At 58.8% G+C, this 12,017-nt stretch carries 17 protein-coding genes; 1 reads left to right on the forward strand and 16 read right to left on the reverse strand.

What is annotated here, in order from left to right; all coding sequences use genetic code 11:
* Window positions 1-27 precede the first annotated feature (27 nt).
* From HV477_RS29115 to HV477_RS25610, 9 genes are all read right to left on the reverse strand, one after another.
* Window positions 28-804: a tail fiber protein gene (locus tag HV477_RS29115; RefSeq protein WP_375372883.1), complete on the reverse strand. Its 777-nt coding sequence runs from the start codon at window positions 802-804 to the stop codon at window positions 28-30.
* 2 nt (window positions 805-806) lie between these two features.
* Window positions 807-1,376 (reverse strand): phage tail protein I, encoded by a 570-nt coding sequence (locus tag HV477_RS25575; protein ID WP_175065529.1) that lies wholly within the window; start codon window positions 1,374-1,376, stop codon window positions 807-809.
* Window positions 1,369-2,484 (reverse strand): baseplate J/gp47 family protein, encoded by a 1,116-nt coding sequence (locus HV477_RS25580; protein WP_175065530.1) that lies wholly within the window; start codon window positions 2,482-2,484, stop codon window positions 1,369-1,371. Before HV477_RS25580 ends, HV477_RS25575 begins: the two co-directional genes overlap by 8 nt.
* Complete coding sequence (locus tag HV477_RS25585) at window positions 2,475-2,831, reverse strand: GPW/gp25 family protein (protein WP_175065531.1); 357 nt, start codon at window positions 2,829-2,831, stop codon at window positions 2,475-2,477. Before HV477_RS25585 ends, HV477_RS25580 begins: the two co-directional genes overlap by 10 nt.
* Before the next feature lie 86 nt (window positions 2,832-2,917).
* Complete coding sequence (locus HV477_RS25590) at window positions 2,918-3,607, reverse strand: phage baseplate assembly protein V (protein WP_175065532.1); 690 nt, start codon at window positions 3,605-3,607, stop codon at window positions 2,918-2,920.
* Window positions 3,604-4,749 (reverse strand): phage late control D family protein, encoded by a 1,146-nt coding sequence (locus tag HV477_RS25595; RefSeq protein ID WP_175065533.1) that lies wholly within the window; start codon window positions 4,747-4,749, stop codon window positions 3,604-3,606. Before HV477_RS25595 ends, HV477_RS25590 begins: the two co-directional genes overlap by 4 nt.
* Window positions 4,737-4,952: a tail protein X gene (locus HV477_RS25600; protein ID WP_175065534.1), complete on the reverse strand. Its 216-nt coding sequence runs from the start codon at window positions 4,950-4,952 to the stop codon at window positions 4,737-4,739. The genes HV477_RS25595 and HV477_RS25600 overlap by 13 nt, the downstream gene beginning before the upstream one ends.
* A complete protein-coding gene (locus HV477_RS25605; protein ID WP_175065535.1) occupies window positions 4,952-5,845 on the reverse strand; it encodes a phage tail protein in 894 nt (297 codons plus the stop codon). Before HV477_RS25605 ends, HV477_RS25600 begins: the two co-directional genes overlap by 1 nt.
* Window positions 5,845-8,283: a phage tail tape measure protein gene (locus HV477_RS25610; protein WP_175065536.1), complete on the reverse strand. Its 2,439-nt coding sequence runs from the start codon at window positions 8,281-8,283 to the stop codon at window positions 5,845-5,847. The genes HV477_RS25605 and HV477_RS25610 overlap by 1 nt, the downstream gene beginning before the upstream one ends.
* Before the next feature lie 39 nt (window positions 8,284-8,322).
* Here HV477_RS25610 and HV477_RS25615 point away from each other — a divergent pair, with 39 nt between their 5' ends.
* Window positions 8,323-8,625 carry a hypothetical protein gene (locus HV477_RS25615; protein WP_175065537.1) on the forward strand — a complete coding sequence of 101 codons (303 nt, stop codon included), beginning with the start codon at window positions 8,323-8,325 and terminating at the stop codon, window positions 8,623-8,625.
* Here HV477_RS25615 and HV477_RS25620 read toward each other — a convergent pair.
* From HV477_RS25620 to HV477_RS25650, 7 genes are all read right to left on the reverse strand, one after another.
* A complete protein-coding gene (locus HV477_RS25620) occupies window positions 8,600-8,755 on the reverse strand; it encodes a hypothetical protein (RefSeq protein WP_000360384.1) in 156 nt (51 codons plus the stop codon). The genes HV477_RS25615 and HV477_RS25620 overlap by 26 nt on opposite strands.
* Entirely contained in the window at window positions 8,730-9,008 is a 279-nt protein-coding gene (locus tag HV477_RS25625; RefSeq protein ID WP_175065538.1) for a phage tail assembly protein, read from the reverse strand. Before HV477_RS25625 ends, HV477_RS25620 begins: the two co-directional genes overlap by 26 nt.
* Window positions 9,009-9,151: 143 nt before the next feature.
* Window positions 9,152-9,433: a Gp49 family protein gene (locus tag HV477_RS25630; RefSeq protein WP_254621714.1), complete on the reverse strand. Its 282-nt coding sequence runs from the start codon at window positions 9,431-9,433 to the stop codon at window positions 9,152-9,154.
* A gap of 2 nt (window positions 9,434-9,435) precedes the next feature.
* Window positions 9,436-9,960, reverse strand: a complete 525-nt coding sequence (locus HV477_RS25635) for a phage major tail tube protein (protein WP_080246830.1) — start codon at window positions 9,958-9,960, stop codon at window positions 9,436-9,438.
* Complete coding sequence (locus HV477_RS25640) at window positions 9,960-11,393, reverse strand: phage tail sheath subtilisin-like domain-containing protein (protein ID WP_175065543.1); 1,434 nt, start codon at window positions 11,391-11,393, stop codon at window positions 9,960-9,962. The genes HV477_RS25635 and HV477_RS25640 overlap by 1 nt, the downstream gene beginning before the upstream one ends.
* Window positions 11,383-11,625, reverse strand: a complete 243-nt coding sequence (locus tag HV477_RS25645; protein WP_175065539.1) for a hypothetical protein — start codon at window positions 11,623-11,625, stop codon at window positions 11,383-11,385. Before HV477_RS25645 ends, HV477_RS25640 begins: the two co-directional genes overlap by 11 nt.
* Window positions 11,622-12,017: Gp37 family protein (locus HV477_RS25650; RefSeq protein WP_175065540.1), on the reverse strand; the 396-nt coding region annotated here is incomplete at its 5' end. The genes HV477_RS25650 and HV477_RS25645, both read right to left, overlap by 4 nt.

Raw genomic sequence — 12,017 nt, forward strand, 5'->3', positions numbered from 1 at the left:
CCCACACATCCATAACAGAACCCACCATCACATGACCGGGGGGCAGTCAGACGTACCGCCGTTAATCGTAGCGGTTTCACCAGTCGATCCCAGACGAACATCCCGTACAAAAGTCTGATTCACCCAGTTTATCGTGGCGTAGGGGGCAAGACTTGGCATGCTGGGTATGCTGGGGGTATTCCGCCGGATATAGTCACTCAGCCAGCCGCCCCACACCGTACCGTAAATATTGCCGTCACTGGCCTGTACATGAGACGCCCGGTTTACGGTATCCGTTAAACCGACGTTTTGTACAAACTTTTCCTTGTCGGAAATGTCCGCGCCGTTCTGGTCTTTTTGCATCGCACCAGTGATACGGCTGTCGTCGCCAGCGGCTACTGTGCCTTCTGTGGTGCCAACATCGCGGGTGGCGCTGTTGCCGAGTCTGAGGGACTGACGGGCCAGAGGGATGTTTGTCAGGTCAGCGAGGTTGCGATTTTTAGCAAGGCGCGCGTTAGCGTTATCCATCGCTATTTTGACCGCTTTTGGCGTGGCGGCCAGTATTTCACTGTCGCTCATAACGCCACTGTAAAGCTGCACAAAACCTTTCGCCGTCAGCGACGCGTCCGGGTGGTTGCGGGACTTTGCGTGTTCGGCCAGCGCGTCGTCGGTACCTTTCAGTTGCTGTTTCAGCCACTGCGTGCGGTTGGCCAGTTGTTTCTGTGGTTTGTTGGATACGCCGTCAGGACCACCCACAACAGGGTCTGACGTCTCCAGTTGATAAATATCTTCTTCCCACTGCGTGATTTCTGTCAGTTTACCCATGGTCAGCTGCTCCCGTGGTTGTAGGTCCCGTCATAGCGGGCGGTATTGTTGTAACGGATGGGGACGGCGGTAAAATCCAGTGAGGCCAGTTCACAGCGTGCCGGGGCAAACACCTCCAGCGTTTTTCGCAGCAGGGCTGCCTGGTCGTTGGTGATGGTAACCGCCAGAATGACCTGATAGAGCGCCCAGTGAGTCTCCGCCGGATACTTCTCCGCGATAGCCGGGTCCAGACGGTCATTCCCTTCACGCAGCTCCACCTCACCGAATCCCAGATTGCGGATGACCTGCCGGATACTCCATGGCGTTCCCTTATAACGGTGCAGCTCAATAGCGCTTTTTATCAGCGCCCTGCGGGCGTCTTCCGACTCCGCGAGATTCCAGCCGTTATCACCGGTAATGGCGAACTGGTCAGCCAGCCACGGCAGCGCGGTGACTTCGGTTAAATCCACCAGGTAAACCAGCAGCGGAGTCAGGTCAATATCCTGCAGACGGGCCGCCAGTCCGGCCAGGATCCGGAATCGTTCATCCTTCGCCAGCGGGGGAGTCAGGGGAATATCACGACGGTCAGCCATGGGATTTCCCCTCCGGTATCAGGGTGATTTGAGTGCAGCGAGCCCACTCGTGGTCAGCCAGTACGCGTTCTGCCGGAAGGGTGAGCGTGACACGGTACACGCCCGGTACAGACAACGCAGCGGATATCTGGCTGGGGACAATATCCATCCCCAGACGGGAAGACTGTCGCTGCGTCCAGAATGTTACCGCCGCGCGCGCATGTCGCATAACCAGGTCCATATCCTGATCGTCATAGACGCGCAGCGACGCGCTGATGCTGTAGTCCACGGCGACCGGCAGCTTCACATTCACCGTATCAGTCAGCGGGCGGACCTTTTCGTCAGAACAAATCCCGGCCACCAGATCCAGCATATTCTGGTCGGGCAGACCGGAAGCCAGTAGTGGATACAGTTCCACCGAGCCCGGAACGGGACGGACCACTGCCACGTCGACGATGTCCTGATGAGCGCTCATTGCATGAAAACGGTAAGCTCCTCTGGAGCCCGCGTTACTGAAGGATTCCGGAGCCAGACGGATGCGTTCGCGCAGGTGATCGTCACTTTCCGGGTCAGCGCCACCGGTACTGACGGACGGGTTGGTGACGGTAAAATCCAGGCTGCCGTCGCCGATATCGTCCATCAGGTTACTGATTTGAGCTGGCTGCCAGTCGTTACCCGCCAGTCCCGGCAGGGTACAGGTAGCCTGGATACTGACCCGCTCACTGCCCGCTGGCAGGGTCATGTCCTCATCAGTGGTAAACACCACACTGTCGCTGGCACTCACCCGGGTACCTGCCGGGATGAGTACCGCCTGTACAGCAGGGGTATCAGAAACAAACAGCAGTGTGGTGGTGGCCGCTTTCGCATCAAGACGGTATACGCCAACCAGCTCACCAAGATAATCCAGCATCGGCGCACGGGATTTTGCCACCAGATTCTGACAGGCAGCATCCTGCATGGCGGTTCTTATCAGGGACTCCCGGTAGGCGATAAGATTAATGAGCAGCATCTCATCCTGTGCAGGATAGAGCGTCTTACCGGAGTCGGTCTGGTATTTCTCCACCAGTTCACGGGTGATTTTTTCCGGGTCGGTTTCCACAAACACCGGGTCTGCCAGGACTAACGCCATACCACCTCCATTGATGATTCTGCTCCTCCTGCCACCCGCCAGCGCACGCGCAGGGTCATATGCTCACCGTCCGTCACCGGCTCCACCCGGACCACCTGACAACGTGTCTCCCACTGGCGGATGGCATCCACGGCTTCACGAATGACATACGGGCGGGCACGGTTCACCGGCCAGTCAAGGTAGAGATAAAGCTGATTACCAAACTCAGGACGATGCGGGTCGGCCCCTTTCGGCGTCGCCAGAATGATGCGGATGGACTGGGCAATATCATCAGCCCCGGTCACCCGACCCTTGTGACCGAGGGCGGGTTGCCACCAGACCGGAGATGCAGTGTTCACGGTATTCATGCCGACAGTGTGCGGCAGATGGCTGGCGGAGGCTTTTAAAGCCCTTTAAAACCGTCCCGCCAGAAAAGGGAAATGTGCAGCAGACGTTACTTCATGGGGGCACCGGTCGGACTGCCGTTGTGGCCGTTCGGGTGCTGATGGTCCTCCAGCGAAACGCGGGCCGACCGCAGGTCGCCAGTGGCTTTCAGGGTACCGGTAATGGTCGCCGCAGCGCCTCCTTTCCCGCCGGAAATCGCCATCCCGCCCTGACCGGTGATACTGCCTTTTACCAGCAGGTTACCCCTGACGGTGGCATTGCCGGTAATCCTGGTTTCGGGGCTATTCACCGTGGCGTACTGCGTCCGGATGGTGGCGCTCTCTTTTGCGATCACCGTTGCCTGCGTGTCTGTCTGCACGGTGATGTTGCTGTGGGTGGTGATGGTCAGCGTCTTTATCGCGCCGCCGATGGTCATGGCACTGTTTTTGCGGTCGTATTCCACAAAGGCACCGTCCGCAAAGTCAGTGCGGCGTTTGTTACGGTCGGCAATGGCGGGCCGGTCCTGTGCGTTATAGGTGCTGCCCAGCACCACGCCATCCTCGGCATGTTCATCAAGCAGCAGGCGGACCTGCTCGCCAATATCCGGCAGCCAGTAGTCCTTATTGTTCTGGGTGTTGTGCTGCAGCACGTCCAGCCACCAGGTGCGCAGGTTGTTTTTCCCCGGCAGGCGCACACGGACACGGACGTTCTTTTCATCAATGTCGCTGACCGTACCGGTCTCAAATATCACACCACTCATGGCCGTACTCCTTTTTTCGGGACGACAGTCTGCGCGGTGCCGCCGTCCGCTTTATATACCGTCAATGTTTTACTGCCGCTGCCGGGAGTTTTTTTCGCCACAGGCCCGCGAGCCAGTTCCACATCCATGGTATAGCCGCCGGAACGAGTCATTGAGTGGCGGACCGAACCGGTCAGCCATTTGCCGTCGCTGGCTCCGAACCCGGTCAGGGTGGCATTATGCCCGGCCCGCAGGTGGATATTCCCCGCCATGCTCAGGGTGGCCACTTTCTGGTACTGATTTTTCAGACTCAGCGCGGCACGGGTCCGGTGCCCGGCAGTCCCCTGGTTAGCGGTACGACCAGAGAGCATCAGCGTGTCTGCACTGGTATTCTGCCCACGCGTGGTTGTACTGACCGTGGTGGTGCTTTCCCCGCCATCAGCATGGTAAGTCACCACCTGTTTGGTCCGGCTGTTCTGACTGCGGTGCTTTGCACCTTTATAGATACGGTTGATGGTGTCGCGCAGGGAATAACGACTGACGTCGCTGCGGCTTATGGTGAACACCGGGACAGCATCACGCAGCTTATCCAGACTGGAGAAGATGACGTGGGTATGGGTCACCTTTACCAGATAGCCGTAGTCGCGGGCCAGCCGCTTCAGAAAGGCCAGGTCGGTTTCATCGTACTGCGTCACCCGGTCAATTGTCAGTGGCTCAATCTGCCCCTGTAACTGCAGGCGATGCTTCCCGGCGATACGTTGTGCGATGGCGGTAAGCGTCGTGTTTTCAAACCCCCGACTGACTTTTGTCCGCATGGCAACGGTAACGGAGGTCGCCAGCCCGCGCAGGGACACGCTGTCGGGCGGTCCGGACAGCTCAGTCTCGTCAATGGAAAACGTCCCGCACTCCCGCAGGGTTCCACCGGCGTAACCCATATACAGGGTCAGCGTGTCGCCCTTGCCGGGGTACCACGCATCCCGCCAGCGGCCTTCACTGTCTTCCAGGTCCACCTGAATCTCATCGCTTTCCCCACTGAGTTGGTCGGTATAGCTGACCGAGGTCACGTACACACTCACGTCATGCGTGATGTCCTTCCGGTTATATACCAGACGGTAAGCCGGTTGCGGAACCGGGGCGGTCACGCCTGTCGTTACCGCAGCCATGGCGGTAGCTCCTGTGTGGTCTGGTCTGCGTCGATAACGGGAATGGCCAGCCGCTGTCCGGCGCTCAGTACCGGCGTGACGGCAACATGCGGATTGGCCATGATGATACGCGCATAACCCAGCGGGTCGCCGTAATAGCGGTAGGCTATCTGGTCCCAGCGCTCACCGTCAGTGGTGATATGTTCAATGTAAAGGGCGTCCATTACAGGCTCCGGGTCAAAAGTCGGGAAGCCATCCGGCTTAACGCGGGCGAGGCATCGTTAAACACGCTGGCCGCACGCCCGGCAAGCGAGGCGGTATTGTCCAGCACGGCAGGAAGATTACTGAGATTATCCACATGCAGGCCCTTCAGCTGCGCGGTTGCATCCGACGTCAGGGAGGTGATATCACTGGCCGCACGCACCATGCGCGAGGTCTCCGGCAGGGCATCCGTCAGGCCGTTCAGCAGTGGAAACGCCTTTTCAAGTGGACGGGTGATACCGTCCAGCCCGGCAATCATTCCCGGCACGCGGCTGAAAGCGACCACAGGATTATGCTTCAGCTGACTGGCCACACGAATGACCCCCGACACGCTGGCCATCGCGGACTGCGCCTGACGGGCAAATCCCACGGCCTCGCGAACCATGCCGCCGATGCCGGTGGCGGCAAGCGACGGACGGGCCACAGCCGACACCCCCGACAGATTGCCCCGCATGGCGGGCGGTTTCAGGGGATTTTTCGGGTCGCCGGTGAACTCCCGCAGCGTCACCTCCACCTGCATCGCCTGCAGCTGTCCGCCGCCGCCGGTCATCTGCCAGGTCGGGTTTGCATCAGTGATAACAAAGTACCCCAGATAATCCCCGGCACCGGTGACGAATGCCAGCGCCTGATGCGCCAGACGCGCGGCGTTAAGCTGCTGCCACTGTGTGGCCGGGTCGCAGTACTGCTGATGCCACATCAGCGTCAGATGGTACTCATCTGCCTTATCACCGGTGAACTGCAGGCCGGGCTTACCGCCAATGCGGCTCAGCTCCGCAAACTCAGACCCCATGGACGCATCCAGTGTCTCCGGACTGGTCAGTACCTCAAATTCAATATCGCCAAGCAGCGCAAACATCAGTAAGCCCTCCGCTGTTCCTGCCAGATAATATCCCGCAGCATACGTTCCAGTTCCTGACGGGAGAGCGTCAGGGCCTCCTGTATCGCCCCCGCAGGCTGCTGAGCCTGGCCGTCGATATAAATTTTAGGAGTATAAGTGATGTGTATACCGCCCCCTGTTCTGCCCCCGAAACCCAGCGGCAGGTCGGGTACTGCAGGCAGGGACGGCAGGCGGGGACGCAGGCTGTTGCCCAGCCCGTTCATGGCCTTACCTGCACCTGGGGCACTGCGGTTTATCCCGATGGTCAGCCCCTGGACGATATTGTCGCCGTAGCCCATAAACACGCGGGACGGCGAGTGAATGCCGAGCTTGTCTTTAAACCAGTCCTTTACGCCACCCCCGAGGTCAGATACCGTTTTTTTGGTCTCCTCCCAGGTGTTTTTGATCCCGCTGACCAGGCCGTTGATGATGTTTTTCCCGAAGTCAGTGAACTTCGCGGGCAGATCCACGCCGAACCATTTCATGACCCCGGCAAAGACCTTATAAAAGAGCCCCAGTGGAGACCAGTTGAGGATGAGCGCCGAAATTCCGCCAATCCCGCCGCTGAAGGCCGTTTTAATGTCATTCCAGCGGGCTTTAAACCAGGCGCTGATGGGGCCCCAGTATCTGTAAATCAGGTACGCCCCGATGGCGATGCCGGTAATAATGAGACCGAAGGAATTCATCAGCATGGCGCGGCCCATAAAGATAATGGCGCGCGCGGCAATCATGATCCCCTTATACAGGCCGGTACTCAGCACGCGGGTCAGGGTCCAGGCTCCGGAGGCAATACGCCTGAACATTCCGCCGCTGCCGATAGCAGTACGGAACAGCCGCCAGCCGGAGCGCAGGCGGACAAAACCGGTGTACAGGCTGACTAACGGGGAGAACAGAATATTAAGCCCCAGCTTCACCCCCACGAGGGCCATCCGGAAGCCCAGCGCGCCCGCCATCACTTCAGCAATGATGATGATGAGCTTCTGGTTCTGTTTTACCCACAACCCGGTTTTGTCAAGTACAGGGATAATCCGGGCCGCCAGGCCCGATAATGACGGAGCCAGTGACTCCCCGATGGACAGGGAAATATCTTTCAGCGAGATGAGGATGCGCTTACCCTGCGATGCCAGTTGCTCATTACGTTTGGCAAAGTCCCGGTCACCAGCTCCCTGCGCTTCAGGGCTGTTCATACCCCGTTTTTTACTCAGGTAATCATTCCAGCGCTGGCGCATGGCCAGCAGGTGGTTGACCGTCTGGACGTCGGTAAAGATAGAGCTCAGGCCGAAGGACTCCATCAGGCGCTGCTGGGCCTCTTTATCCCCTTTGGCTCCGGCAGACTGCCACTGCTTCATGAAGTCCGCGCCTTTCGATTTGATAAAGCGATCGGCAATCAGGATCGAGGCTTCATACTGTGAGTAGCCGCTGGCAACATAGTCCGACATTGATCCCCTGTAATCGACACCCTGCATCTGATAGCGGCGGGCAATATCACCCCGGTTCATGGACGACAACCAGTTGCGCATGTTGGTGGCGGCCTCGCCCTCGGTCCCGGCCCCCTCGCGCCCGACCTCCAGGCTTGCCACAATCTGTGCAATCGCCTCCTGGCCGTAAATTCCCTTGGCCGCAAAGCCCTGCGCCATTTCCGGCAGATACTGCGCCATATCCTTCAGCTCAAAGCGCCCGGATTTACCGCCGTAAATGGCCTTACTGAAGGCAGACTTCAGCGCCTCCTGCCCGTCAATTTTCAGGGATTCAAACGCCAGCCCCATTTTGGCCAGATCGTTAATGTCCGCCCCGGAAGCGGTAGCGGTACGCCCCAGCAGTTGCGTCCACTTCATCGCCTCCATCGGGGCCTTACCGGCGGCAACCAGCGTCCCCACCCCTTCCAGCAGGGTATCCGTGGTCTGGTTAGTGGCTCTGGCCTGCTGGCGGATCACGTCGCCAATCTGCTTTTCCTGCTTTTTGTTCAGGTCACCGGTAATGCCGATATCACGCAACTGCGCCTCGAAGTCCGTATAGTCCGCCACGCCGACGGTAAAGGGTTTCATCAGCGTTTTCGCCATCGCCCAAGTCTCCAGCCCCTGGCCGTAAAGGCTCATGCGGTTGTTTTTCATCGACTGGCTGAGCGCTGCCGCTTTCGTCATCTGCGCCTGCTGTTTCTGCATGCGTGTAAACTGGCGGCTGACCGCATCGAGTTCAGTACCGATTTTTCGTACCGCCCGTCCTCCAATATCCCCGTAACGCGCCATGGCCCGCGTGGCCATCTCCTGTCTGCGGGTCAGGTCATCCTGCTTTTTTTTCAGACCGTCGGTCGCCATGGCGAGTTTGTTCAGCGTTCGCTGTGTCCCGCTCATGGTGGACAGGAAGCTGCTGGTCACTGCACCACTGACTAAAACACCAATTGAAAAGGTTGTGGCCATGTTTTACTCTGCCTGTACGGGGTTAAATGAGGGAATGATATGGAAACGCGGTTCTGGTGCTATGCGACGATTATCATCGCAGCCTGGCTTGGCTTTCTGGGCTGGCTTCTCCTGCAACTGCAGGAAACCCTTATTGAGACAGGTGTAATCCCCTGGGGTATGGAAAACATCATCCTGCAGGGGATTGGGGGAGTTATCCTCGTGATCGTGTCTGTACCTGTGATTGCAGCCTTGCAGCCACTGATTGTGCTGGCGGGGCTGGTTGCGGAAGGCGTATGGCAGTTGTTGCGTGGTATTTATCTTGCCGGTCACTGGCTTATCCGCCGCCATACTCACGTCTGATTTGTTCACCCGCCTCATCCAGATACGCCTCCAGGTCTTCAACAGTCAGCGCCTCTATCTCTCCGGGCTGCCAGCGAAACCACCGCGCCAGCAGCGCCGTCGCCTTATACAGCGTCTCCGGCTTGTCCATCCATGCCGTACATCTGCTGAAATCGCTCCTGCAGGGCGCGATAGTCCTGCAGATCCATATCTGAAAGGTCTTCCGGCACCAGTCCGGTCATGGCGGCAATCAGCGGCTCATCCCACTCTGCCGGGTCCTTGCTGACGCTACGGGCGGCGCGGATATCCTTCACCTTCAGACGGTGCAGGGTCAGTGTGTGCAGCTTCTGTCCGGCGGCAGTGGTATAGGGGTGTTTCAGGGTGTAGCAGTCAGACTGTGACATGGTGTCCTCACGTGATAAATGAAAGTAACGTTCATGCTCAGGCTATATAAAGGAAGGAAAAAGGGCTTTTAAAGCCCTTTAAAAAAACGGGGGACCTCCGTTCCCCCCTGAAACCGGGCAGACTCCGCTGCCGTTGCGTCGCACTACAGGGTATTCTGTGCTGAACGTTTCATGCGCCAGCCTTCCAGCTCCCACAGCCGGTTGACGGCATCCGCCCTGGCGTTCTCAATGGCAATATCATAACCGGTATCACTGCTGAACAGCGCCGGATCAATACAGGCGCTCTTTCCTGTGCCCGCCACAAACCCGTCAGGCAATACCGCAATGGCCACTGTGCAGGTGGTACCAGGAAAATGATGGGTATGGTACGTCAGACTGTCCACCAGATTATCAATCGTGCGTTTTTCCACCTTCAGTGCAGCCATGACTATCCTCCGATATTGGCCCGGTAATCAGCCAGCATATCCCGGCCATTGACCCGGAAAATGTTGGCCATGTAGTCCAGCTCCAGCACCTCCTGACCATCAATCACCTGTTTGATATAGGTACAGGTGAAGGACGAGTTCAGGTCGGGGGACTCCTGGTGCTTGAAGGTGCCCGCCGGATTTTTGGTGAACTGCACTGTCAGGTAGGTCACCAGCGGCATCTCTTTCACCAGACCGCCACTGTTAAACTGCATGATGTTCGACCGGCACTGCAAAGAATATGCCTTCAGGGGGTTGGCGGTCAGCACCGCCACATCCAGATAGAGGCTGTTCCACTTGATTTCGCCCTCCATCTTGTCAAACCCCATCGGCAGTTCAATTTTCCCGATCATCCCCAGCGCCTTGCGTTCCTGCATGACGGCGCTGACGTCGGGACACTTAATTTCCTCGGCCTTGCCCAGCAGGCTGCGTCCGTCCAGATAGACGTTGGCGTTGCTGATGGCATTAATCTGTATGGTTCCGCCCATCAGGTGTTCCCTCCGTTGCCGTTAAGGTTGACCAGATATTCGGAGGTGATCTCCGATTCCAGCGTCAGACGCTCCAGCGGCGGCGGGGGCGTCAGTTTATAACTGATGAGCATATGACCGTCGGCGAGGTCTGCCTCTTCGTTGCGCTTTTTGTCATACCAGCACTTAAAGCCCAGCAATGCGCCGTCACCCGTCAGCTTGCGCCCGTACTGGTTCACGGACTCCAGAATGGTGTCAATCAGCGCCTGGGTGATCGGCTGATCGATAAACGACAGACTGGAGGAGCGGATCGCCTCGTCGGTCATATCCTTCACCCGGCGGCAGTTCTCAAAGGTGAGCAGCCCGGTGGAGGACGGGTAAGAGGCCACCCGGTTACCCCACAGCCGGAAGCCGGTGCCGAAGCTGTTGAACACGGTGGTGATCCCGCTGGCGTTCAGCAGGTTCGCCTCGCTTTGCGGGTCGTCAGGCTGCGCGGTAATGGGGCGCTCAATACCGGTCACGCCTTTGAGCTGCTGGTTGGACGATGACCACCAGTAGCCATACTCCAGATCCGTCCAGGCCCGCAGCCCGGCAGCGTGCGAGGACAACGGCTCCAGCCGGTCGGCGTTGGTCTGCGCGTCATACACCTTCACGTGTGGATAGCACAGGCGCAGACGCCCGGAGGCGGTGTTAAAGTTGATGGTGCCCGCAGGCCCCCGCCCGGTGATGGCCTGCTGTGGCGTGGTGCCCACCGGTGCATCAACATAAGCCACCGCCTGTGCTTTGGCCGCCTGAATGTCCAGTTCTGCCATAACGGAGGCCTGAGTGCCGTATACCGGCGCAATCAGGATTTTTGCGTTAAAGCCGTTCTCCGAAAGACAGTCGGCCAGCAGCTTCAGGCCACTGCGGCGACCGGCGGCATCCACCGTGCCGATGATATCAGCAGCGGTGACCTTCGTCGGGTCGGCGTAATCGTAAGTGACCACCACCTGCGCGCCCGCATCAATACCACCGCCCGTGACCCGCGTCAGGGTACCGGTGTCCGGTGCGAGGTGATAATCCGTTCCGGCGGTGTAGGTGGTGGAACTGGTCGGCGCTTTGACCGTCACGCTCATCACCGGCGCGTGCGCCAGCCGGGCCGTGTCGTTTACAAACGTCACAGTTTCGGACGGTACGCTGGTGTTGTGCTTCGCCGGATCAAGGACGTTAATGGCGATAATCGTTCCTGCGCCGTACCCGGTCAGTGTGGCGAGCGCCTGCGGCAGGGTAAAACCGGCAAGCGGCGCACCGAACTGCCCCGTATCGGGTTCTGACAGCAGCATGGTGAGCGTGTTCACAGGACCTGAAGGAGCAGTGCCCACCACGCCGATAACGGCGGACTTCACCGCCCTGACGGGAACCGGACTGCGGTTGATTTCAATGGTCTCGGAGCCGTGCAGATAATCAGCGGGCATCATTCACCTCCACAGGGGCCGGGGTTCTGGTCTGACGGGACGGCACGGACGGGGTGACCTGCGTTTTACTGTCCACCTCCTGCAGGTGTTTCAGTGCCAGCAGGGTCAGGGTGTAAGGATGATCGGGTACAAGCTCCACGGGCTTACCCGGCCACAGCAGCACTTCGCGCTGTTTTCCGTTCTCGTTCAGGGTGACGCCGGACGGCGGCCCTGAATAGATATAGGTTGTCACGGTGTGACCTCCGGTTTCGTATCACTGTTGTCAGGCATCACCCCGGCAAGCGGCGCGCCGCCGTCCTCCGGGTCGTCATCCTGAATAAAAAAGGACTGCGTGGCGAACGTCAGGGCGTACTGCCACAGGCCCTGCTCTTCCCCCAGAAAAACATCGTCAATCAGCCAGACAGGGCGCAGGCAGTTTTTCGGTCGCCAGCCGCCGAGCGCCTGACGCACATTGTCCAGTACATCCACCGCGCCATCCCGGCCATTCAGCTGGCGCAGGACGACGGTGGCAACAAAACGCATCGTCTGCGGCTGTATCACCGCACCGGTACTCTCACTGGTCCCGTAGGTGGAGCGGCTGTAACTCAGCAGCACCGCGCCCACCGGGTGGGTCAGGGTGAACGC

This window comes from Salmonella sp. SG203, assembly GCF_013350575.1.
In the GTDB taxonomy this organism is placed as follows: Bacteria; Pseudomonadota; Gammaproteobacteria; order Enterobacterales; family Enterobacteriaceae; genus Salmonella; species Salmonella enterica.